Consider the following 21,953-nt stretch of genomic DNA (forward strand, 5'->3'; position numbering starts at 1 on the left):
GACAGTTGCAAGTTGTCGCAGAGGCGCACTGCGCTGTTGGCCAGTGGTGGTGGCCCCCGTGTGCTTGCCACCACCGACTCTTGTTCAGTCACGACCAATTCGCTGCCCGAACGCGCGAAAGCACACAGGAACAGGCCCGTAACGCGGCCTGCGTCCCTCGCCAGGGTGCCGTCCTGCGAGAAACCGACTCGTCCGCATCCTCGCGTCGGCGTCAGGACCGCCGCCACGGACGGCGGGGCGGTCTCCGATGCCCCGTTGCTGTGCGGGGCGAGGGAGGCTTGGCCAAAGTGGCCGGCCATGCCGAGCGGCTTCTCGGTTTTTACGGGTGTGGGATGTCGTTGGTGTTGAGGGTTTGGTCGATGATTTGGCGTGCGCAGTCCGAGATGCGTAGCTGGTGGGCGCGGGCGTAGGTGCGCAGGGTGGTGAAGGCGGTGTCTGGGTTGGTGTTCCAGCGTTCGGCGAGGATGCCTTTTGCTTGTTCGATGAGAATGCGTGTGGTCAGGGCGCGTTGTAGCTGGGCCTTTTCTGCTTGTTCTTGGTCAAGGTCGCGTTGTTGCAGGATGGCGATGGTGGCGACGTCGGCGAGAGCCTGGGCGAGGGAGGCGTCTTGCGGGCTCAGTGGTTGCAAGCTGGTGTGGAACACGTTCAACGCCCCTACTGCGCGGTTGCGCAGGCGGAGCGGGAAGACGTGGCTGGTGCGGAGGCCGCTCCGGCGTGCGCGAGCGGCGAAGGCGGGCCAGGCGCTGGTGGCGGTGGGGCTGTTCAGATCCATATTGGTGCGTGCCGTGCCGCTTCGGTAGCACTCCAGGCAGGGGCCTTGGTTGTGCTGGAGAGCGAAGAGTTCCAGCAGGTGTGTTGCCTCGTCGGAGGCCGCGATGGTCTGCATGGTGTCCTTCTCGTTGGCCAGAAGGATGCCGGCGGCCGAGACATCGAGCAGGGTGACGCAGTGTGCGCACAGCTGCTCAAGGAACTCGATGAGGTCGAAGTCATCGATCAGTGAGTCCGCAACTTGCACGAAGACCGCTGACACTTGCTGTTCGCGGGACATGGAAGTCATCCCCTCGTCTCGTCTGATGCATCGGATTCTGGTCTGTCGGCGTCCAGACGAAGGCGTCGAGACACGATGTCCTCGGCAATGTCGATGATGGACCTGTCGTGGCTGTAGGCATAGGCGCGAAGCCGCAGCAGCGCCTGGCCGAGTGAAGTGTTGAGCTGGACACTGAGCATGCCGGTCGCTTGGTGAACGACTGCGCGGTGCAGTTCGCCGTTGGGCTGCTCATCGACCCAGGAATCGAGCTGTACGCCGTCACCCCCGAGGAACTGAAGTGTGAGTGCCGCCGTCAGGCCCAGGGCGTCATCCATCTCCTGTCCGGTCATGGGCCCCGGGGTGGAGCGCAGAGCGGTCAGGACCCCGACGGTGATGCCGCCGAGGGACAAGGGAAGGCAGAACATGGCCTCGATCGGCAGGTGCGCCATGGCGGGGAGCAAACTGGGCCATCTGCCGGCCCACACCGCGTGAACGTCGTGAGCCAGAACGAGCAGGCCCGTGCGGACGGCGTCCGGGCCCGGTCCTTCGCCCAGTGTGAACTGCAGGTCTTCGAAGAGCGAGCTTGTCTTTCCGGAAGACCACAACTGCTCCGTGGCGTGACCCGCGACGGACAGAGATAGCGCCAGATGATCCATCCCAAGGACGCCGACGCAATCATCGGAGAGCTGAGGCCTGGCCTCTGCATACAGGAGCCGCAGGATCTCCGTCATTGCGGAACTGATCACTGGTGGCCACCCTCCTCTGCTCCTTGGGGCCAGCGCCGTACCGATGTCCTTGCTGAAGCGGTCAGGGGCTTGCCCCCTTCCCCCGAGTGGCCGACGCCCCCATCGCCTAGTGGTCGGTGAGCATGCCAGTGCGGAGCTGAGCCAGAATGCGGGTGAGCAGGCGCGAGATGTGCATTTGTGAGCAGCCGAGTTCGTGGCCGATCTCGGACTGGGTCATTTCCTGGCCGAAGCGCAGTTGGATGATGCGGCGATCGCGTTCGCCGAGGTGGGCCAGCAGGGAGGCGAGGGCGTGGAAGTCTTCCACCAGTTCGATGGCAGGGTCGCAGCCCCCGACGGTGTCCACGTACGTGCGACTGCGCTGGTGGACGAGACCGTTGCTTGTATCGCGGGGCGGGTCGAGGGAGTCGGCGGTGTAGCCATTGGCGGCGACCAGCCCGTCGATGATCTCTCCCACGCTTAGCTGTAACTGCGCGGCGAGTTCCCTGACGGTGGGCTCGCGGCCGAGGTCGCTCTCGAGTTCCTCCTTGGCCCTGGCCAGATCGATACGCAGTTCCTGCAGTCGACGCGGAACATGTACGGCCCAAGTGGTGTCACGGAAGTACCGCTTGATCTCCCCCACGATGCAAGGGATGGCAAAGGAGGCGAATTCGACGCCGCGTGACAGGTCGAACCGGTCGATCGCTTTGATCAGTCCGATGGTGCCCACCTGGACGATGTCGTCCATCTCGCCACTGCCGCGGTTACGGAACCGGCTGGCGGCGAACCGGACCAGGGTCTGGTTCATCTCGATGAGTGTGTTGCGGGCGTACTGGTAGTCGGGTGTGCCTTCTTCCAGAAACTGAAGCTGATCGAAGAACAGCTTCGACAGCGCCCGTGCATCACGCGGTGCGATCTTTGCCACGTCCTCGATCCGTGGCAGCGACCTGGTGAACGAAGGAGCCTGAGTCGAGGAACTTGTTGCGGTCAGCGGTACGGACGTTCCTGTCGACTGCGTGAAGCTGGTCACGTCACTGCCTTTGCCGTTGGGTACTGCAGGGGGCCTCCGTCAAACGAGGGGCGCGCGACGCGTGGCGCAGCAGTTGCTCAGCCTCGCCTCCATGGTTGTCGCGGATGCCTGCGAGCCGCAGTCCGCAATGCGAGAGTGCCAGTGGGCAAATGGGCCTTTTGGAGCGGCCGTTGGGGAGTCCGCGGACACCAGACCGGGCAACATTCGCGGTGGCGTGATCCCGCGTGCCGTGCGCCATGTCTGCACCCCGATGCGGCTAGATGGTCAGGATCGCCGGGGGCTCGGGCTTGAATTCCAAGCTAGACCCTCGACGCACAGGATGGCTAGGCGCTCAAAGATCAACGGCAGAGGCAGAAGCCGCGGGGCATGGCCTGCTGGGCGATCAAAGGGGCCACCGCGGGCGACAAGAGGGCCGGGTACTGCCCGAACCGGATGTACATGCTGCCGTTCTGGCGCTCATACCAAGCCCGTCGAACCCCGTGGAGACGGATGATGCGTACGGAACGCGGCGTGAGCGTCCCCTGTCACTCCGGCCCGTCGGGGGACACCGCCCGCCGCGAGATCCCCAACTTCCTCGTGATCGCCTGGATCGGCAGTTCCTCGGCCCGCTAGAGCCGACGGATCTCCGCCCAGCCCTCCATGCATACACCCATCCTCCCGGCCTGGTTCAACCAGCCAGGTCCTCAACGCTGAGTGAGCGTTGTGCGTGTTGACGTTCGCGACTGTTCTCTCGTCGCAGCAAGATCGGTGCAGCCGTGTCGTGCGGGGGCCGCAAAAGGGGCACCGCCAGACCTGACCGCATCGCCTGAGCGGGCCTCAAGTAGGCGTCTACGCAAGGCAGTACAAATCGATGGGGGCGCTATCCGCAACCCTTCGACAGGACTACCCTGTTCAGTGAGGCCCCGGTCCCCGGCAGTGATGACGTGTTCCGCCGCGGGAGGCCGCAGTGTCTGCCTTGTTTCTCATTCTCTTTCTGGCCCTGGTCGGCCTCGGCTTCCTCAATCCCCTCTGGTGGGTGGCGGCTGCTGTGCTGATCTTCGGGGTCGTTCACTACGGCCGCGGTGGGTACGGACGCGGGGGCCGTGGCGGCGATTCTGACTACGGCGAGTACCGGGACTTCCGGGATCGTCAGGACCGCTGGGACCGCCGCTACAGCCGACAGCGCCGGGGCCGCTGGAATCGCCAGGACCGCCGGGACGGCGAACATGGTCCCTGACGGCCGAGACCGCGTGGGGGAGTGGGCCCGCGCCCGATGGGGTCGAGGAACTGCGTTGCGTCGGGCATGGCCAGTCGCAGGGCGATCGAATAGGCGTCCGGCGTAGTGATAGTCCTGGCTCCGTGTTCCGGTGCGAGGGCCTGGGGCCTGCTGGTGGACGTATCGCAGCACTGCAACCTCAAGCTCAGGGAACGTAGCCGCGGCCATGGTTGTCGTCTCGGACGGCGAGCCGTTCCCGTGGCGGTGCAACGTGCGCTGCAGACGTCTGGCCTGGCAGTCTCGGCGGGCTCGTCCAGGTGTAATGGCCACCAGCGGCAGGTAGCTGCCGCGATGCCGACGCCGACCGCTACACCGGCGAGTACTTCACCGGGGGAGTGCCCATCGGTGTGAGCGCGGGAGGCGGCGACTCCTGCGGCGATGGGAACGAGGGCAGCTCCCAACCAGGGCGACTCCAGGGTGACGGCGGTAGCGAACGCCGCGGCGGAGGCCGCATGCCTCGACGGGAACGCCCTGGTGATGGGCTGTCGGAGAAACCGGTGGAGGCGAGGACCGCTGAGCCGGTGCCGCGCAGGGCGGCGCGACGTGCGCTGCGATTGCCGGACAGGCCCATGGCGGCCGCCCCGGCCGGCCACAGCAGCATGGGGTGGGCCGAGGCGACGCGTTCGAGGAGCCGCGCGTGGAAGTGTGGCCTCTGCCGGGACCAGGCCATCACAGCACACCGCCCGAGAGGGCCGGCGCGAGGGGAGCAAGCAGCTGCGGCGGGGCTGGAGCAGTCGGGCCGAGTCCGCCCCGGAGAGAAGCCGGCAGGCATCCGGTCGGGTGGCCGAGGAGCAGGAACCCGCAGTCGGTGAGATCCAAGAGCCGAGCCACCGGTGGCAGAGGGTAGTGCAGTTGGAGGGACCCACCGGCTGTGGCGGTCTGATGCGACGCGTGGAGGAAAGCGTTAAGGCCGCTGCAGTCGCAGAAGGTGACAGTCGTGAGGTCGACGTCGATGGTGCCGATGCCGTCGCGCAGGCACTCCTCCAGCGATGCGCGCACCAGTGGGGCAGTGTCGATGTCGATCTCACCGGCCAGGGTGAGCAGCGCCCGGCTCCCTCTGTCGTGCCGGTAGACGTTCAGCTGCGGAATGGGCATAACGCCTCGGTTCAGAAGACCATCCGGGCCCGACAGCGGCTGCGGCGGAGCCGGACTCCCGGCTCCTCGTGACGCGCTCCCGGTGGGGACATGCTTTCGGCGGAGGCAGAGCGAGGGCCGGTCCAACAGCCTGTGCACCAGGACAGGGGACCCACCCAGTTCCCTCCAAAGGATGCGCCGGGTGAGCGGACGGAAGATCCGCTCCCCGCAGCCATCTGTGTTGAGCAACCACGGGCCGCCGGGGGCTAGGACGTCCACACAGCAGCATAGTCCTCAGCCGGTCCAAGAGAGCGGCCTGAAGCCGCCCATTCTCAGAGCCTGGACGGTGCCAAGACGAGGTGCGGGTGTGCATATCCGTTGCACTGCACGGTACTTGGACACCCGGCACGAAGTGCGGCCGACGACGGTCGCCCGGGCACGGCAGACTGCGGAACATCCGAGGAGGTGGCTTCGCATGACGGGAGCGTCACCGACATCGCGCAGAGGTCCGCGGGAATGTGATCGCGGGGGTGGAAGGGATAGCGAGTCTTGAAGTCGTAACCTCGCTCAGCGTCGACGTCCGCGGCCCCTGGGGGACCATCCAGACCCCACGCCGCCCGAGTGCACAGCGAGGAGGGCAAGCCCGACAAGCATGAGGCTCGTCGGGCTGAAGATCACCTCGGTCGACGTCTCGGTGACGTGAATGATGAAGGCGATGACGAAGAGCACGGCCGCCGCGAATGCCAGCATCTGACTTCTCCTGCCATTGGACGGCGAACCACACGTGATTCCGGTGGCTGCGCCGCGATTGGTCGTCTTCCCTGCTAAGGGTCAAGCAGTCGTGCGAATCCTGGACCGGTGGTGCAGACGAGTCCGAGCCTGGCTCGGCAACGCTGGAGGCCTAAACGACCGTGCCGACTCGATGTGCGGGCGCATCCTGCGCTTCCCGCTGCCGGTCCGCTGACCTGGCCCGGACGAGCCTCCTGACGTCGGCTTCCACTGGTGGCCGTGGGCGGATCGGCTACCGCCTCGGACGGCGAAGCTGAGGATCCAGATGGCCAGGAGCAGGACCGCGGCGTACCACAGGATCAGCAGCGGGATGCCGAACCCGAGCAGAATCAGCAGGAGAAGAAGAATCCATAACAGCATGGCTGGGCCTCCAGGTGCGGGAAATTTCCAGTGTTCCGCGGGGTCCCGGCGAACGGGACGACGAGGACTTCGCCCGGAGAGTCCGAAGCGTCGTAGCCTGCATCGTCGTCATTCAAGGCTGGGCAACGTCTGCTATCAACGGACCAGTAGGACCAGGGAGTTCTGCGTCGCGTCGACCACTCACATGCGCAGCAGCCGCTCGGTGATCTCCCGGTATTTGCCGTAGTGCGAGTCGCAGTTCCTCTGTCCGCTTTGGTGTCCTGGCCCTGCCAGCTCGCTCGCAGGACGCGCCACCGTTCGGCGGTGCCTGGGTGAGGTGGGTGGCGATTTCGTCGAAGGCGCTGTCGGTCCGCCGACGCCGCTCGCGTCGCTCTGCTGGTCGTTCGTGCCCCGCATCGGTGCCTGCCGGATGGGGAGCGACGTGACCACCACCCGGGGCGGTGGTGGTCAGCGCCTGAAGGCGTCCTTGGCCTTGGCGCCGGACTGCTTCAGGTTGCCGACGACTCGGTCGGTCTTCCCTTGCCTCTTCAGCCGCGTGTTGCGGGTGGCTCGGCCAATGCCTTCCGTGATCCAGCCCTTGAGTTCCTGTGCCTTGTTCCTGATCTTCTGTTCGAAGCTCATGACTGTCCTCTACTCGTCTATGGGGTGAGGCTGCCGCGTACCCGTCTGGGGGCTCCCGCGTGTGACTGACGTACTCGCCATTCCGCGGGTGGGCGGCGGCCTGGTACGGATTACCCGCGGCTTCGGCCGTATCGGCGCCTGCCGCGACTGCGACCGCGGCCGCGCATGGCGAACCCGGCGATCCAGACGACCAGCAGTACTACCGCGACGTACCAGAGGATCTGCATGGTGAAGCCGAACCCGAACAGAGCCAGGATCAGCAGAAGGAGAAGAATCCAGAGCAGCATGGCTGCGCCTCCACGCGGTCACAGGGACATGTCCTGCGTTCGCGGGGGCTGGGCGAAGCGAAGGTGAAGGCTTTGCCCGGGGAATCCGGAGCACCACAGCCCTACGCCGTCGGTGTCAGTCAACGCCGGTCGGCGAGCCCTGTCAACGGACCAGTGTTACTGCGGAGTTGCGAAGTGGGGTTTGGGGCCTCGGGTGTGAAGGGAGCCTCGGGGCTTCCGCCGGCTCCTCGGCCGGTGGCAGGACGTGGTCCTCCCACCAGGACAGGCCCATCACGGTGCCGAGCAGGACGAAGGGGACCGAAGCCGGAACGATCAGCGCGTACATGTGTACCGCCAGTTGTCGGATACGTGCGGCGCGGCGGGCAGCGGAAGCGGCCCGCACGGTGGCGCATCGAGGCTGCGCCAGGATCGCGTAGCGACGGCGACTGCGGGACGGCCACGCTCGTGACGAGGCAGGTTCCGGCATCGATGCGCAAGGTGCGCCCACGAGGGAGCGCGGTAACTTCTCGACGCTGCCGGGGGCCCGGGCCGCACCACAAAAGCTAGTCGCCGAGGCTCTCCCTGAACAGGCGTCAGGCGGCCATCTGACGCCCGGCAGGGCTGACTTGCGTCATACACGCAGGACTAGTCTGGCCGGAGAGTCCCCAGCCCCCGGATGCCATGACCTGTTCCGCTCCGAGGAGCTCGTGCACAGAGGGTCGGTTTCTTCCCCGTCGTCCTTGGGCTTTCCACTTGGCTGGGGAGGCCGCGCAGAGGTCAATCCGACGGTCGGGAGCGCAGGGAAGCCCATCCCGGTCTGCCCGGCGCCGGGTGCACCGGCTGGACCGGTGCGCCGCCCAGGAGCAGTCACGGGGTGCGCGCTGGTTTCGGGTAGCGGATGGGGGCACACTGAGAAGTGCTGAGGCCACAGGCCCGGGGCGAGGCGCGACCAACGGTCGGCGAGCCAGCCCCGAGCGGTCGGGCCTCCGGGAGGGATCCAAGATGATCCACGTGGGCGATATCCGCGAGTGGCGCGGTTACGACGTCATTGACCGCGACGGACACAAGATCGGCATGCTGGAAGCGATCTATGTGGACACCAGCACCGACGAGCCGGCCATGGCGACCGTTCAGACCGGTCTGCCCACCCGGCACCGCCTCGTCTTCGTACCGCTGGACGACGCGACTATCGGACCCGGCTACGTCAAGGTCGCCCATGACAAGGCGCTGGTGAAGGCGTGCCCCTCGATCGGCACGGACGACGTCCTGCCGGCCGAGGAAGAGGAAGCGATCTTCAAGCACTACGGCCTGACCTACCAGCCGGGCACCGGCGGCGAGCGCCAACTCGCCCGGCGCTGAGCGCCCGCTCCTAAGAAGGAGGCATCCGCGTCATGGTGCTGTTCCTTGTCGTGCTCGTCGTGGCCATAGTGCTGGGCATCATCGGTGTGGCCGTCGAGGGCATGCTCTATCTGCTTTCCATCGGCGTACTGCTCCTCGTGGCCGGTATGGCGTACCTCGCTATTCGCTCGGCATTGCGTTCACGCCGACGCCCGGCCCGCTGACGCGCAGGCTCACCACGCTGTCCGCCGAGCGCCGACCTCGCCGAGTGCCGCCGGGTGGCCGCACGCCTCCTGCGCCGGCAGCGGGAGGGTGGTCGTGCCGACGTGCGGCAATCGGCGTGCTCGAGGCCATCTACGTCGCGCGCGCGGACCCGTGTCAGAAGCTCCGCCCCCTGCCAGCGGTGTAGGGGCTGGAAGCGGCGCAGCCGCAGGCTGTTGGAGACGACGAAGACGGACGAGGAAGCCATGGCGGCTCCGGTGATCATCGGTTTGGGCATTCCGAGGGTGGCCAGCGGCAGCGCGGTGGCCTTGATCGTACGAAGGGTGCGGCGTGCCAGCTGGATCGCGTCGGCCGCGGCTCGCAAGTCGCCCTGTACCAGGGTGAGGTCGGAGGTGGCGATCGCCGCGTCGGTGCCGGTGCCCATCGCCAGACCGAGGTCGGCTTGGGCTAGGGCGGCTGGGTCGTTGACGCCGTCGCCGACCATCGCCTCCACTCGGCCCTCCTGCTGCAGCCGCTGGACTTCGGCGACCTTGTCCTCGGGGTGGACTTCGGCGATGACCTGATCGATACCGACCTGAGCAGCGACCGCGCGGGCCGCCGCCGTGCTGTCGCCGGTCAGCAGGACGGGGGTGAGCCCGAGCTGATTGAGGTCGGCGACCGCCTCGGCACTGGTCGCCTTGACGGGTGTCGGAGACCACCAGCGCACCGCGGACCTGTCCATCCCAGGCGACGAAGACCACCGTGCGGCCCTCGGCTTCGGCCGCGTCGCGGGCCGGGCCGCGCGGCGGCCTACGGTTCGGCGGACCGCTCCCGTGTGGTCAGCGCGTTGAGTGTCATGGCGGTGAGCCGGGCTTCCAGCGCGACCTGGTCGGGGATGACGGCGGCGCGGAAGGTGCGTGCGGACAGCATGGACATGAGCCACCATGCGCCGGCCGTCGGGTCCAGGTCGGGGCGGATGTCGCCGTCGCGCTGTCCGATGCGGAGCAGGTTCGCGAAAGCCTCCGCCAGCTCCTGGAGTGCGTGGCGGGCCGTGTCATCGACGCCAGGCTCGGCGGTGAGCGAGGAGGCGTCGGCGAAGAGGAAGCCGAGCGATCCTGGCGTGTGGAAGCGGTCCATGTGGTCCGGGGCCAGGAATGCTGCCAGGAGTTCGGACACACGTGTGCCGTGGCCGACCGCGTTGTTGAGGGCATCGCGGACCTGGGTGACGGCCCCGTCCAGGACGGCGGCGAACAGCGCCGCCTTCGAGCCGAAGTTCTGAAAGACCACCGGTTCGCTCACCCCGAGCCGGGCGGCGACCTCGGAGACCTTGCCGCGCCGGTACCCGGATTCGGCGAACACCTCGGTGGCTGCGGTCAGGATCGACTCCCTGCGCTGTGCGGAGGGGAGTCGGACGCGCGGCGCACCTTTCCGGGTGGTGGATCTTGAATCGGTCACGGGGGAATCGTAACCCCCCTTGCGTACTTAACTTAGTCACGACTAAGCTAGCGGCGTTCTTAGTCGCGACTAAGTTAAGGAGGGGCGATGGCCCTCGGACGACTCCTGCACGGCGATCCGCAGACCATCACACGGGGAGAGACAATCGGCCCGGCCCGCGCCTACGAGGTGTTCACGGCGGTCTTCTTCGGCGGGCGGCGGCACCGCGCGTTCTCTCGCCTGGTCGAACTCAGCGGTGCCCGCCCGGGGGACAAGGTGCTCGACGTGGGCTGCGGCACCGGCTACCTGACCCGGCTGGTCGCCGCGGCGGTGGCACCCGGCGGCAGCACGGTGGGCATCGATCCCTCGCCCACCGTCGTCGGCTACGCGCGGAGCAAAGCCGGCGGCAGTGCCTGCTCGTACGAGACCGGGGTCGCCGAGGCGCTCGAGGTGCCGGACGCCTCCTTCGACGTGGTGGTCACCAGCCTGGCGATCCATCACATCCCGGCCGACGTGCGGCCCGCCGCGCTGCGCGAGATGTTCCGGGTACTGCGCCCCGGCGGGCGACTGCTGCTCGCCGACTTCCGGCCGCCGCGCAGTCGGCTGGGCCGCCACCTGATCGGCGTGCTGACCGGCCCGGCGATGGAGCACAACCCGGTGGATCTCCTCGACGGACTCGCCGCCGGCGCCGGCTTCGAGGTGCGGGCGCGCGGCGATGTGAGGCCGCACCTGCGCTACGTACAGGCCACCCGGCCGGAAATTGTGCGGTGAACCGGATGCTGCACATGAACCGCACTCTGCGGATCGCCTTCGCGCTGCTGCTGGTGGCGGGTGTCGCGGTGCACCTGTGGATCAGCTCGCGGGTTGGGCTGGCGATGGTCGCCGTTGGTCTTGTGGTGCATCTCGCCGCTGCTCTGGCGGGACGGCGGTGGCTGGCGCGGAGCAGGTCTCGGTAGGGCGCGCTCCCCGTCAGTCGTGGCGCCGGCTGCCGGACACGTCGTGGTCGGCGTGGCCGAGTGCCTCGCCGACCAGGCGGGCCAGGTGGTTGTCGGTCAGGGCGTAAACGACACGGCGGCCGTCCTTGCGGGCATCGACCAGGCCTGCGAGGCGGAGCTTGGCCAGGTGCTGGCTGACCGCCGGGCGGGCGGCGTCGCAGGCGGCCGTGAGTGTGGTGACGTCCGCCTCGCCTTTGCCGAGGGTGTGCAGCAGCGCGAGGCGCGTGCGGTCGGCGAGAAGGCCCAGGACCTCGGCAGCGCGGGCGAATTGCTCGGCGCCAGGATCTTGCGGGTGCGAACCGTGCGCAGGTGATAGGTGCATGCGTGCGCTCATACGTACATAATGAGGTTGAGGCACGCCCGTGTCCACCTCTGCCCCTCGTCGGAAGGCCGTTTGGTGAGCGACCAGCACGGACACACCCACCCGCACGAGCACCACGACCACGGACATCAGCATGCCCATGGCCATGGCGACAGTCGCCTGGCGCGGTGGCGGCACCAGGCCGGCCATCTGGTGAAGCCGCACTCGCACGAGTCCGCAGACAAGGTCGACAGCGCCTTGGAGTCCTCGGCCAAGGGCATGCGAGCCCTCTGGACATCGCTGGCCGTGCTGGGCGTGACGGCGGTGGTGCAGGCGGTCGTCGTGGTGCTGTCCGGTTCGGTGGCGCTGCTGGGCGACACCGTCCACAACGCCGCCGACGCCCTGACCGCGTTGCCGCTCGGCGTCGCCTTCGTGCTGGGACGCCGCGCTGCCAACCGGCGTTTCACCTACGGCTACGGCCGTGCCGAGGACCTGGCCGGCATCGTCATCGTGCTGACCGTCGCAGCCTCCGCCGCCTTTGCCGCCTGGACCGCGATCGACCGGCTGCTGAACCCGCAGGAGATCAGCTACCTGCCCGCCGTCGCCGCAGCCGCGGTGATCGGCTTCATCGGAAATGAATGGGTGGCCCGCTACCGCATCCGCGTCGGCCGTGAGATCGGCTCGGCCGCTCTGGTGGCCGACGGACTGCACGCTCGGACCGACGGATTCACCTCCCTCGCCGTCCTGTTGGGGGCGGGCGGCGCGGCGATCGGCTGGCAGCTCGCCGACCCGATCGTGGGCCTGGCCATCACTGCCGCGATCCTGCTGGTGCTGCGTGACGCGTGCCGGGAGGTCTTCTGCCGGATCATGGACGCGGTCGACCCGGCCCTCGTCGATGCCGCCGAGCATGCGCTGGAAGGTGTGCCGGGCGTACGAGAGGTGAGCGAACTGCGGCTGCGCTGGATCGGGCACCGGCTGCGTGCCGAGGTCGCCGTGGTCGTGGACGGTGAGTTGAACGTACGCGAGGCGCACCAGGTGGCCGTCGGCGCCGAGCACGCCCTGCTGCACGCCGTACCGAAACTGACTGCAGCTCTGGTCCACGCCGATCCGGCACCAGTGCCGGGTGCCCCCGATCCGCATCTGGTCCTGGAACATCACGCGGCCTGAGCGGTCGCAGCGGCGCAAAAGTATGAGGACTCGTCGTGGGCCACCTCGCCGCGCGGTTCATCAGGGCGGTGAGTGTTCCGTCGACCGTGGCGACGAGCAATCCGGCGGCACTGGCTGGCGGGGAGGGCCGGCTGGAATCCGGCACCCCTGAGCCACGCTGTGCGGCGGTGCTCCATGCTGGGGCAGCCATGCACGATCCCGAACAGCTGACCTCCGACGAGTTCGAGTGAGTCTGGGACTCCGCCCGCCAACGGATCGCAGCCCGGCCTGCGTAACTCGGGTTACTCCCAGGAAGCCGGCCCGTCGTCGTGGATCGTGGCCACCGTGATCATGGTCATCGCCAGGTGCTTCTTCGCAGGTCCGGCCGTTCCTGTGCCCCGCAGGGACGTTCCTCAAAGGCTTGCAGTGGCAGCACTGCCAGTGTGGCCGGACGCCACGCGGAGCTCCGCCCATCGGGTCATCCTTTGGAGGTGGCGGGAAATGCCGTGTCGCATGGAAAGGGCCGCCACGATGCCGGTACCGCGTCCGTGTTCGTCATGGTCCGCAGGGGGCGGGCTCTCGGGCGATCGGCGCGGTCGGGGTGGCGGCCCAGCGTCTGTGACCTCGATACGGAGGGCGTGACGGCCGCCGACCTCGGGCATCGACAGCCGCAGTACTGCTGGGGGCAGTGCGTGGGCAATCGCGTTGGTGATCAGCTCCGAGATCACCAGGATGGCGTCGTCTGCTGTCTCCGTGGGGAGGGCCCAGCGGGCCAGGACCGTGCGTGCGCGGTGGCGCACGGCGGAGACGGTCTCCGGGATGTGCGGCAGCGGGAGGATGTGCTCGGTCCGCGGGTGCGGCGCCACGCTGGTGTCAAACGTGGTCGTGGCCGGAGTGGTCATCTTCGACCACCTCCACTTGTCTCGGCTTCTCATCTCGGAAGCGGCGGCTCGTTCGGTGCGGTGGCGCGTGGCCGGGTTATTCGGCGGCGGCGAGGATGTCGGCCAGCGCCGTGACGGCCTGGTCTGCGTCGGGGCCTTCGGCGCGGACGGTCACGGTGCTTCCGGCGGTGGCACCCAGGCCCATGACGGCGAGGACTCCGGTCGGGTTGACGGTGCGGCCGCCGTGCTCCAGCTGCATTGCGCTGGTGTACTCGGCTGCGGCGCGGGCGAGTTGGCCTGCGGGGCGGGCGTGCAGGTTGGCCGGCAGGACGACGGCGATTTCGTGGTTCACCGTGGTCGTGGTCGTGGCGTTGGACTCAGAGCTTGGGGACATTGCGAGCCTCCTTGGCGGCGTTGGCGACGGTCTTCAGGTCGGCGCCGGATGCGGCGGTGACCACGGCTGCGACGGCTCCCTCGACGAAGGGCGCGTCGACGATCGTGACGTCGGAGCGGGGATGGTCTTCCAGAACGGTGCGGGCGGTCAGGACGGAACTGCCGAGGTCGGGGATGACGACGACGCCACCCCCGCGATCGGCTTTCCGGATCGCGGCGAGAACGAGGTCGTAGCTGGTGCCGATCCGGCCGTCGTCGGTTCCTCCGGCGGTGGCGAGGGGGACTGTGTCGGAGCCGATCTGCTCCACCAGCAGGCGAAGGCCTGAGGCGAGCTCGGAGCTGTGGGACACGAGTACGATGCCGACAGGGTTGCTCATGAACAACCACGCTATATCTCAGAACGCTGTTCATCAATACTGAACGATGGGGATTTTTCGATGGTGCAAGCGGTGCAGCGTGCGGTGCAGATCTTGCGGGAGCTCGCGTCCACCGGGCCCCGGCTGGGTGTGACCGAGCTGGCCGACCGGCTGGGCGTGGCCAAGCCGACCGTCCATGCGTTGCTGCGCACGCTGGAGGGCGAGGGGCTGGTGGTGCAGGACCGGGACAGCTCGAAGTACCAGCTGGGCCCGGACCTGGTGCAGTTGGGCAACGCCTATCTGGACACCCAGGAGCTGCGGACCCGCTCGCTGACCTGGGCGGACCAGCTGGCCACCCGGGCGAACGAGGCGGTGTGGGTGGCCGTGCTCACCGGTGACCACGTGCTGGTGGTGCACCACGCCTTCCGGCCGGAGGGTGCCGTGCAGATCCTCGAGGTGGGTGCCAGCATCCCGTGGAGCACCTGCGCCCTTGGCAAGGCCATCGTGGCGTTCGCCCCGGCGTCCGAGCGGGAGCGGCTGCTCGCGGGTGAGCCGGCGGTGCTCACCGGCGCCAGCGTCACCGATCCGGAGGAGCTGGCCGGCCAGCTGAAGGAGGTTCTCCGGACGGGGTACGCGATCGAGGATCAGGAGTCCGCCATCGGGGACGCGGGGATCGCGTCGCCTGTCTTCGACCGCTCGGGCGAGGTGGTGGGTGCCATTGGCATTGTCGGCCCCGTCGAGCGGCTGCTGGCCGAACCGGCACGTCAGGAGCTCGCGGTCGCGGTCCGGGAGACCGCCCGCAATCTTTCGCGCGACCTCGGCGCCCCGAGGGGCGCCGCCCGCCTCGCAGGCGCCTGACTGGCACGATCCACACCCATCAGCCTCGCGGGCACCTGACCTGCACACTCCGCATCCACCTGCGGCTCGGCGGCGACGTCCGCTGTTCCGCCACCTGCCCCTCCGCCCAGGCCCCTCGGCGCGTCGCCGTGGGGCCTTCTCCGTGTCTGCGGTGCCCGATGGTTGCCGAACCTCTTGACAGGCGTGAAACGTGGGCTTAACTTCCGGAACAACGTTCATCAATAGTGAACGCGTGACCGGATTCCGCTGGTTATCCGGTTCCCCTGAGCCGGCCGCCAGGTTGCCCGACCCTGACCACCTGGCGGCCCCCTCCCTTCACAGCCCGCTCACGCGGAGGAGGTGAGACGCCCACGCTGCCGCTCGGCACTGGGCGCCATCAATGGAAGAAAACTCTTACTCACAGAAGCTTGTTGCCGAGATGCTGGGCACCGCGGTGCTGGTGTTCATCGGCGTCGGTTCGGTCCCCGCAACACTCATCGTCGGCGGCGACGCCCCGTTCACCATGGCGCAGCTGGGAATGATCTCGCTGGCCTTCGCCACCGCCGTGATCGCGATGGTCTATGCGATCGGCCATGTCTCCGGCTGCCAGATCAACCCGGCCATCACCCTGGCGCTGGCCGTCACGAAGAAGATGCCCTGGCGGGACGTCCCCGGCTACATCGCGGCCCAGGTGGCCGGTGCGGTGCTGGGAGCGCTTGCGATCGTCGGGGTGCTGGGGAAGAAGGCGGTCGACGTCGGCCTCGGTATCGCCGCCTACGGCACCGGCGTCGGTGCCGGGCAGGCCTTCTTCGCCGAAGCCGTCGGCACGTTCATCCTCGCGTTCGTCGTCTTCGGGGCCATCGACCGGCGTGCGGCCGGCGGTTTCGCGGGCCTGGCGATCGGCCTCGGCGTGTTCGCGATCATCATTCCGGTGGCGCCCGCCACCGCGGCGTCCATCAACCCGGCCAGGACGCTCGGCCCGATGATCACCGGCGAGCTGTTCAACGGCACGGTCCACTGGGATCAGCTGCCCGTCTACCTGGCCGCCGAGGTGATCGGCGCGGTCGCCGCCGGCGTCCTCTACACCGCCCTCAACGCCCACCGCAAGGCCGCCACAACCACGGCCGACAGCCGGGTCGTTGAGTCCGCCACTGCCGAAGGAGCCCTGTCATGAAGAAGCTCATCAACGCCCCCGAGGCGGTTCTCGACGAGGCCCTGGCAGGCATCGCCGCCGCCCACCCCGAACTGAAAGTCGACGCGGAGAACAAGGTGATCGCCCGCGCGGGCGGGACCAGCACGGGAAAGGTCGCCCTCATCTCCGGCGGCGGTTCCGGGCACGAGCCGCTGCACGGCGGTTTCGTGGGCCTGGGCATGCTGGACGCCGCCTGTCCCGGGGAGGTGTTCACCTCGCCCGTCCCCGGCCAGATGCTGACCGCGGCCCAGGCCGTCGACGGCGGCGCGGGCGTGCTGTTCATCGTGAAGAACTACACAGGCGACGTCCTCAACTTCCAGATGGCCGCCGAACTGGCCGCCGAGGAAGGCATCACGGTCGAGACGGTGCTGGTCGACGACGACGTCGCCGTCCAGGACTCCACCTGGACCGCCGGACGCCGCGGCACCGGAGCCACCGTCTTCGTCGAGAAGATCGCCGGCGCCCTCGCCGAGAAGCGCGCCGACCTCGCCGCGGTGGCTGAGATGGGCAAGCGCGTCAACGCCGCCTCCAGGTCCTTCGCCGTGGCGCTGACCGCATGCACCACCCCCGCCGCCGGCAAGCCCGGCTTCGACCTGCCCGAGGACGAGATCGAAGTCGGTGTCGGCATCCACGGCGAACCCGGACGCAGCAGAGAAAAGCTCCGCCCGGCCAAGGAGATCGTCGCCACCGCCCTGGACGCCATCCTCGCCGACCAGCCGCTCACCCCAGGGGACGAGACCATCGTCATGGTCAACGGCCTCGGCGGCACACCGCTCATCGAGCTGTATGTGGTCTTCAACGACGTCGCGGCCGCTCTCGCGGACAAGGGCGTGGTCATCGCCCGCAGCCTCGTCGGCAACTACGTGACCAGCCTGGACATGGCCGGTGTTTCCATCACCGTGTGCAAGGCCGACGCCGACATGCTGTCCCTGTGGGACGCACCCGTGAACACCCCCGCCCTGCACTGGGGCGCCTGAACCGAGCCGGGGGCGGGGACGCGCGATACGCGAGGACCGGGCGGGAGCCTTCCCGCGCCAGCTCACCCGACCGCCCCCGCATCCGCCTCCGCCCCCGGCTCACCCAACCGTCAACCCGCCCCCGCCCCCGGCTCACCCAACCGTCAACCCGCCCCCGCCCCCCGCTCACCCAACCGTGAACCCGCCACGTACCAACCATGAATGGAGACTCCGTGGACACCGACCTCGCCCGCACGTGGGTGCAGGCCATCGCCGCCGCCGTGGACAAGCACAAGGACCACCTCACCCAGCTCGACTCGGCCATCGGCGATGCCGACCACGGCGTCAACATGAAACGCGGCTTCTCCGCCGTCACCACGGCCCTGGCCGACTTCAAGCCGGACACCGTCGGGGCCGTGCTGGTCAAGACGGGCACCACCCTCATCTCCAGCGTCGGGGGCGCCTCCGGCCCGCTCTACGGCGGCGCCTTCCGCGCCATGGGCAAGGCCCTTGACGCACCCACCGCCGACACACAGCAGTTCGCCGCCGCACTCGCCGCCGGCCTGCAGAGCGTCCAGAAGCTCGGCGCTGCCGCACCCGGCGACAAGACCATGATCGACGCCTACGCTCCCGCGCTGGCCGCCTTCCAGCAGCACGCCGACTCCGGAGCCGACTTCGCCGCCGCGGCCCTGGCCGCCGCCGACGCCGCCGAGGTGGGCATGCGCGCGACTACGCCCCTGCAGGCGCGCAAAGGCCGAGCCTCCTACCTCGGCGCCCGCAGCATCGGCCACCAGGACCCCGGCGCCACCTCCACGGCCCTCATCTTCCGCGCCCTCGCCGAGGTGGTGGCTACCCGATGATCCGCCGCACCTTCCCCGGGCACACCGCCGCACCCGGCATAGCCCTGGGGTTCCTCCACCGCACTGACCGCCCGCTCACCAGAACCGTGCTCCCCCAGCGCACCAGTGGCGACGCCGCACAGCAGATCACCGACGCCTTCGACGCCGTCGCCGCCCGTCTTTTCGACCTGTCCACCTCGCTGCGTGAACGGGGCAACGACGAAGAGGCCGACATCATGGAGGTCAACAGCTACATCGCGCAGGACCACGATCTGCGCGAACAGGCCATCAAGCGAGCGCACCAAGGGCAGCCGGTACCCGTCGCCGTCCGGCAGGCCATCGACACCTACGCCCGAACGATCGCCGCACTGGACGACCCCACCCTCGCCGAACGCGCCGCCGACGTACGGCAAGTCGGCCGCCGTGTCCTGGCCCACCTGCACGGCGACACCGGCCCCGCACCCGACCAGCCCCTCGTCCTGGTCGCCCATGAGATCGGCGCGGCGGACCTGCTGGAACCCGGCCAGACAGTGACCGCCGCCATCTCCGTCACCGGCGGCCCCAACTCCCACGCCGCGATCGTCGCCCGCTCACAGGGCATCCCCCTCCTCCTGGCCGTCGACCCCGCCCTGCTCGACCTGCCGGACGGGCAGGAAATCCTCCTCGACACCGACCAAGCCACCGCCGTCGCCCACCCCGGCGACGACGAACGCGCGAGAGCGCTGCACGCCATGGACGCCGCCCGCACCCGCCGCCTCGCCCTCGCCGAAGAGCGCCACCTGCCCGCCCGGACAATGGACCACCACCACGTGGTGCTGCGGGCCAACGTGGCGACCGCGGCCGAGGCCCGAGCGGCTCTGACCGCCAACGCCGACGGCGTCGGCCTGCTCCGCACCGAACTGCCCTTCCTCAACCACCCTGCCTGGCCCACCCGCAACCAGCACGCGGCCACCCTCGTCCCCGTCATGCGCGCCCTCGCCGGACAGACCGTCACCGCCCGCACCCTCGACTTCGCCGACGACAAACTCCCGCCGTTCCTGTCCCGCATCCAGGGCGGGCGGATCGGCCGCGGTCTGCCGCTCATGCTGGCCCAACCGGACGCCTTCGCCGACCAGTTCCGCAGCCTGCTCGGCGCGGGAGCAGAGACCGACCTGCGCATCATGATCCCGATGGTCGCCGGCATCGACGAACTCCGTGCCTGCCGACGCCTTCTTCAGGCTGCAGCCGACGAAGCCGGTGTCCCGATCCCGCCCCTGGGCGTAATGGTGGAACTCCCCGAAGCCGTCGCCGCAGCCGACGACCTCGCCCGTGAAGCCGCATTTCTCTCCATCGGCAGCAACGACCTCACCTGCCAGATCCTGGGCCTGGACCGGCGCGACCCCACCGCCACCCCCGCCATGGCCGCACACCCCTCCGTCCTCAACGCCATCGCCCAGGTCGTCACCGCCGCCCACCGCCACAACCGCCAGGTATCCGTGTGCGGCGACGCCGCCGCACACCCCCTCGTCACCCCCCTGCTCATCGGCCTCGGCTGCGACATCCTCTCCATGGCACCCGCCGCCCTCGACGAAGTACGCGCCCGCATCCGCCGCCTGCGCCATGACACCTGCGCCTCCCTGGCGGCCATCGCCCTCACCCGCGAAACCCCCGAAGAGGTCTGGCGACTCGTCGAGCAGTGCTGCCTGCCGTCGCTGCCCTGACCCGAGCCGTGCACATGGCGCGATCGGTCGAGCGTGGGCAGGTCAGACCGGACCGGCTCATCAAAGGACCTGTGTGACGTGCAAGGTGACGCCCTGACAAACCCCACTGATTCATGCCATTTGATGGATTCCTGCTGACGTTCTTATCCAGTCGAGAAGGGCCTGAACCGTGAAGAAGCTCATCAACTCGCCCGACGAAGTACTTGCCGATGCTCTCGTCGGCGTGGCCGCCGCGCACCCCTCACTGACGGTCAACACGTCCGACCGCTACATCATCCGCGCGGGCGGGCCGACCGCTGGGAAGGTCGGCCTGGTGTCAGGTGGCGGGTCCGGACACGAGCCGCTGCACGGCGGGTTCGTCGGGTTCGGGATGCTGGATGCGGCCTGTCCTGGTGAGGTGTTCACATCTCCCGTGCCGGACCAGATACTCGCCGCCACGCGGGCCGTTGACGGCGGGGCGGGGGTGCTGCACATCGTGAAGAACTACACCGGCGACGTGCTGAACTTCCAGATGGCCGCCGACTTGGCCGCCGACGACGGCGTGCGGGTGGAGGGCGTCGTGGTCAATGACGATGTCGCCGTGGAGAACAGTACGTGGACGGCGGGTCGACGGGGTACCGGTGCGACCGTGTTCGTGGAGAAGATCGTCGGTGCGGCTGCCGAGCTTGGCGCGGATCTGGGCACGACTGCGGCTTTGGGCCAGGAGGTCAATGACCGCTCCCGTTCGTTCGGGGTGGCGCTCACGCCGTGCACGGTGCCCGCGTCGGGCAAACCCGGTTTCGAGCTGGGCGAGGACGAGATCGAGCTGGGCGTCGGCATCCACGGCGAGCCCGGTCGCGCCCGCGGCAGGCTCGTCTCCGCCAAGGAGATCGTCGGTGTCGCGTTGGACGCCATCCACGCCGACATGCCGCTCTCAGGCGAAGTGCTCGTGATGGTCAACGGCCTGGGTGGCACCCCGCTTCTTGAGCTGTACGTGGTGTATGCCGCGGTTGCCGAGTGGCTCGCCGGCCATGGCGTGTGGATCACCCGCAATCTGGTCGGCAACTACATCACCAGCCTGGAGATGGCCGGTTGCACGATCACGGTGTGCCGGCTCACGCCTCAGCTCACCTATCTGTGGGATGCCCCCGTCGAGACCCCCGCGCTGCGCTGGGGACGCTGAACAGCCTCGGACACCACGACGGACACCACGAAGGAGAGGGACGACGATGGACGCGAGCATGTTCCGGGCCTGGATCCATGAGGCGGCCCGATTGGTGGTCGACAACGCCGATCATCTGACCCGCCTCGACTCCGCCATCGGCGACGCCGACCACGGCATCAACATGCGCCGTGGCCTGCAGGCGGCGGTGGCGATGCTGGACGAAACCAACCCGTCTACCCCCGGTGCGGTGCTCGCCACCGTCGGCCGGGCACTGATCAGCAAGACCGGCGGCGCCGCGGGACCGCTGTACGGCACCGGGTTCCGGCAGGCCGCGAGGACCCTGGGTGAGGATCCCGACGTGTCTGCTGCACAACTCGGGGCGGCGTTGGCGGCCGCCCTCGCCGGCATCCAGCGGATCGGCGCGGCGCTCGAGGGCGACAAAACGATGATCGACGCCCTCGGCCCGGCCGTGGCCTCCTACCAGGCCGTCATCGACACCGGCGGCGACCTGGGCAACGCCACCCGCGCGGCGTTCGACGCCGCCGTGCGGGGCCTGAAGCAGACCGGCGGCATGCAGGCCCGGAAGGGCCGGGCGAGCTATCTCGGCGCCCGCACCATCGGTCACGAGGACCCCGGCGCGGCGTCGACCGTGCTCATTCTTTCTGCCCTCGCGACCGTCACCGCGGCAAGCGAGCGGCCAGGCGCAGGGGCGGCGTCATGAGGGTGGTGTCCGGCCGGTGGGCCGGCACGGGGGTGGCTCCTGGCACGGTCCTCGCGGCGTCGTGGCGGGTCGAGCGACCGCGACCCGCTGGTACCCGGTCCTCGACCGCCCACCCCCCGCTCGTCCATGGCGATGAGGGCGTGCCGCGCCCGAGACCGACGCGTAGTCAGCTGCCCCAGGCACCTGCCAGGGAAGGGACGAGGGCATGGCCTCGTCCAGCGACGTCACGACAAGCGCACTCGCGCGATGAGAGGAGCGCCCGCGATGCGCGCACGCGCCCCTGAATCGCGCACGTTCAATGGCGGCGAGAAGGTGCGAGGGCAAGGGCAGGAGCAAACACAACCCGCGGTGGATCGCCGCGGCACGGAACCGGTC

General features: G+C 68.8%; 26 protein-coding genes and 1 pseudogene. 13 read left to right on the forward strand and 14 right to left on the reverse strand.

Annotated features, from left to right (window positions below):
- Window positions 1-319: 319 nt before the first annotated feature.
- The 3 genes from OG905_RS27690 to OG905_RS27700 all read right to left on the reverse strand — a co-directional run bounded on the left by OG905_RS27690 (window position 320) and on the right by OG905_RS27700 (window position 2,779).
- Complete coding sequence (locus tag OG905_RS27690; protein WP_328678067.1) at window positions 320-1,048, reverse strand: GAF and ANTAR domain-containing protein; 729 nt, start codon at window positions 1,046-1,048, stop codon at window positions 320-322.
- 5 nt (window positions 1,049-1,053) lie between these two features.
- Window positions 1,054-1,758: a GAF and ANTAR domain-containing protein gene (locus OG905_RS27695; protein ID WP_328678069.1), complete on the reverse strand. Its 705-nt coding sequence runs from the start codon at window positions 1,756-1,758 to the stop codon at window positions 1,054-1,056.
- A gap of 121 nt (window positions 1,759-1,879) precedes the next feature.
- Window positions 1,880-2,779, reverse strand: a complete 900-nt coding sequence (locus tag OG905_RS27700; protein ID WP_443044000.1) for a SigB/SigF/SigG family RNA polymerase sigma factor — start codon at window positions 2,777-2,779, stop codon at window positions 1,880-1,882.
- Between the two features lie 946 nt (window positions 2,780-3,725).
- Between OG905_RS27700 and OG905_RS27705 the strand changes: the two genes are divergently transcribed.
- Complete coding sequence (locus OG905_RS27705) at window positions 3,726-3,995, forward strand: hypothetical protein (protein WP_328678071.1); 270 nt, start codon at window positions 3,726-3,728, stop codon at window positions 3,993-3,995.
- Here the strand turns inward: OG905_RS27705 and OG905_RS27710 are convergent.
- The 5 genes from OG905_RS27710 to OG905_RS27730 form a co-directional block, all read right to left on the reverse strand.
- Window positions 3,929-4,714, reverse strand: a complete 786-nt coding sequence (locus OG905_RS27710) for a phosphatase PAP2 family protein (protein WP_328678073.1) — start codon at window positions 4,712-4,714, stop codon at window positions 3,929-3,931. The genes OG905_RS27705 and OG905_RS27710 overlap by 67 nt on opposite strands.
- Window positions 4,704-5,129, reverse strand: a complete 426-nt coding sequence (locus OG905_RS27715) for an STAS domain-containing protein (RefSeq protein WP_328678074.1) — start codon at window positions 5,127-5,129, stop codon at window positions 4,704-4,706. Before OG905_RS27715 ends, OG905_RS27710 begins: the two co-directional genes overlap by 11 nt.
- A gap of 546 nt (window positions 5,130-5,675) precedes the next feature.
- Window positions 5,676-5,858 carry a hypothetical protein gene (locus tag OG905_RS27720; RefSeq protein WP_328678076.1) on the reverse strand — a complete coding sequence of 61 codons (183 nt, stop codon included), beginning with the start codon at window positions 5,856-5,858 and terminating at the stop codon, window positions 5,676-5,678.
- Between the two features lie 846 nt (window positions 5,859-6,704).
- Entirely contained in the window at window positions 6,705-6,878 is a 174-nt protein-coding gene (locus tag OG905_RS27725; RefSeq protein ID WP_175256302.1) for a CsbD family protein, read from the reverse strand.
- A 110-nt stretch (window positions 6,879-6,988) separates the two neighbouring features.
- Entirely contained in the window at window positions 6,989-7,165 is a 177-nt protein-coding gene (locus tag OG905_RS27730; protein WP_328678081.1) for a hydrophobic protein, read from the reverse strand.
- A gap of 981 nt (window positions 7,166-8,146) precedes the next feature.
- Here OG905_RS27730 and OG905_RS27735 point away from each other — a divergent pair.
- A complete protein-coding gene (locus tag OG905_RS27735; RefSeq protein WP_328678082.1) occupies window positions 8,147-8,503 on the forward strand; it encodes a PRC-barrel domain-containing protein in 357 nt (118 codons plus the stop codon).
- A gap of 391 nt (window positions 8,504-8,894) precedes the next feature.
- On the opposite strand, the pseudogene OG905_RS27740 reads toward OG905_RS27735, so the two are convergent.
- Together OG905_RS27740 and OG905_RS27745 are read right to left on the reverse strand one after the other, a co-directional pair.
- Window positions 8,895-9,477: pseudogene (locus OG905_RS27740) on the reverse strand (HAD-IC family P-type ATPase); the annotation flags it as partial.
- A gap of 16 nt (window positions 9,478-9,493) precedes the next feature.
- Window positions 9,494-10,138: a TetR/AcrR family transcriptional regulator gene (locus OG905_RS27745; RefSeq protein WP_328678083.1), complete on the reverse strand. Its 645-nt coding sequence runs from the start codon at window positions 10,136-10,138 to the stop codon at window positions 9,494-9,496.
- 87 nt (window positions 10,139-10,225) lie between these two features.
- Between OG905_RS27745 and OG905_RS27750 the strand changes: the two genes are divergently transcribed.
- Entirely contained in the window at window positions 10,226-10,888 is a 663-nt protein-coding gene (locus OG905_RS27750; RefSeq protein ID WP_328678084.1) for a class I SAM-dependent methyltransferase, read from the forward strand.
- 14 nt (window positions 10,889-10,902) lie between these two features.
- Complete coding sequence (locus tag OG905_RS27755; RefSeq protein WP_328678085.1) at window positions 10,903-11,073, forward strand: hypothetical protein; 171 nt, start codon at window positions 10,903-10,905, stop codon at window positions 11,071-11,073.
- A 13-nt stretch (window positions 11,074-11,086) separates the two neighbouring features.
- Here the strand turns inward: OG905_RS27755 and OG905_RS27760 are convergent, their stop codons facing one another.
- The gene (locus OG905_RS27760; RefSeq protein ID WP_328678087.1) at window positions 11,087-11,446 is read right to left on the reverse strand and encodes an ArsR/SmtB family transcription factor; all 360 of its coding nucleotides are present in this window, start codon (window positions 11,444-11,446) and stop codon (window positions 11,087-11,089) included.
- A gap of 63 nt (window positions 11,447-11,509) precedes the next feature.
- Between OG905_RS27760 and OG905_RS27765 the strand changes: the two genes are divergently transcribed.
- On the forward strand, window positions 11,510-12,580 hold the full coding sequence (locus tag OG905_RS27765) for a cation diffusion facilitator family transporter (protein ID WP_328678089.1): 1,071 nt from the start codon (window positions 11,510-11,512) through the stop codon (window positions 12,578-12,580).
- A gap of 35 nt (window positions 12,581-12,615) precedes the next feature.
- The gene (locus OG905_RS27770) at window positions 12,616-12,810 is read left to right on the forward strand and encodes a hypothetical protein (RefSeq protein WP_328678091.1); all 195 of its coding nucleotides are present in this window, start codon (window positions 12,616-12,618) and stop codon (window positions 12,808-12,810) included.
- A gap of 162 nt (window positions 12,811-12,972) precedes the next feature.
- Here the strand turns inward: OG905_RS27770 and OG905_RS27775 are convergent, their stop codons facing one another.
- From OG905_RS27775 to dhaM, 3 genes are all read right to left on the reverse strand, one after another.
- Window positions 12,973-13,461 carry an ATP-binding protein gene (locus OG905_RS27775; protein ID WP_328678093.1) on the reverse strand — a complete coding sequence of 163 codons (489 nt, stop codon included), beginning with the start codon at window positions 13,459-13,461 and terminating at the stop codon, window positions 12,973-12,975.
- Window positions 13,462-13,537: 76 nt separating this feature from the next.
- Entirely contained in the window at window positions 13,538-13,834 is a 297-nt protein-coding gene (locus OG905_RS27780; RefSeq protein ID WP_328678095.1) for an HPr family phosphocarrier protein, read from the reverse strand.
- Window positions 13,818-14,210: a dihydroxyacetone kinase phosphoryl donor subunit DhaM gene (dhaM, locus tag OG905_RS27785; protein WP_328678097.1), complete on the reverse strand. Its 393-nt coding sequence runs from the start codon at window positions 14,208-14,210 to the stop codon at window positions 13,818-13,820. Before dhaM ends, OG905_RS27780 begins: the two co-directional genes overlap by 17 nt.
- A gap of 60 nt (window positions 14,211-14,270) precedes the next feature.
- Between dhaM and OG905_RS27790 the strand changes: the two genes are divergently transcribed.
- From OG905_RS27790 to dhaL (OG905_RS27820), 7 genes are all read left to right on the forward strand, one after another.
- A complete protein-coding gene (locus OG905_RS27790) occupies window positions 14,271-15,047 on the forward strand; it encodes an IclR family transcriptional regulator (RefSeq protein ID WP_328678098.1) in 777 nt (258 codons plus the stop codon).
- Between the two features lie 379 nt (window positions 15,048-15,426).
- Window positions 15,427-16,200, forward strand: a complete 774-nt coding sequence (locus OG905_RS27795; RefSeq protein WP_328678100.1) for an MIP/aquaporin family protein — start codon at window positions 15,427-15,429, stop codon at window positions 16,198-16,200.
- Entirely contained in the window at window positions 16,197-17,195 is a 999-nt protein-coding gene (dhaK, locus tag OG905_RS27800) for a dihydroxyacetone kinase subunit DhaK (RefSeq protein WP_328678102.1), read from the forward strand. Before OG905_RS27795 ends, dhaK (OG905_RS27800) begins: the two co-directional genes overlap by 4 nt.
- A gap of 197 nt (window positions 17,196-17,392) precedes the next feature.
- Complete coding sequence (dhaL, locus tag OG905_RS27805) at window positions 17,393-18,034, forward strand: dihydroxyacetone kinase subunit DhaL (protein ID WP_328678104.1); 642 nt, start codon at window positions 17,393-17,395, stop codon at window positions 18,032-18,034.
- Window positions 18,031-19,713: a phosphoenolpyruvate--protein phosphotransferase gene (locus OG905_RS27810; protein ID WP_328678105.1), complete on the forward strand. Its 1,683-nt coding sequence runs from the start codon at window positions 18,031-18,033 to the stop codon at window positions 19,711-19,713. The genes dhaL (OG905_RS27805) and OG905_RS27810 overlap by 4 nt, the downstream gene beginning before the upstream one ends.
- Window positions 19,714-19,882: 169 nt before the next feature.
- On the forward strand, window positions 19,883-20,875 hold the full coding sequence (gene dhaK / locus OG905_RS27815) for a dihydroxyacetone kinase subunit DhaK (RefSeq protein ID WP_328678107.1): 993 nt from the start codon (window positions 19,883-19,885) through the stop codon (window positions 20,873-20,875).
- 46 nt (window positions 20,876-20,921) lie between these two features.
- Complete coding sequence (gene dhaL, locus OG905_RS27820; protein WP_328678109.1) at window positions 20,922-21,578, forward strand: dihydroxyacetone kinase subunit DhaL; 657 nt, start codon at window positions 20,922-20,924, stop codon at window positions 21,576-21,578.
- Window positions 21,579-21,953: the final 375 nt, after the last annotated feature.

Origin of the sequence: Streptomyces sp. NBC_00322, from assembly GCF_036147535.1 — a bacterium.
In the GTDB taxonomy this organism is placed as follows: Bacteria; Actinomycetota; Actinomycetes; order Streptomycetales; family Streptomycetaceae; genus Streptomyces.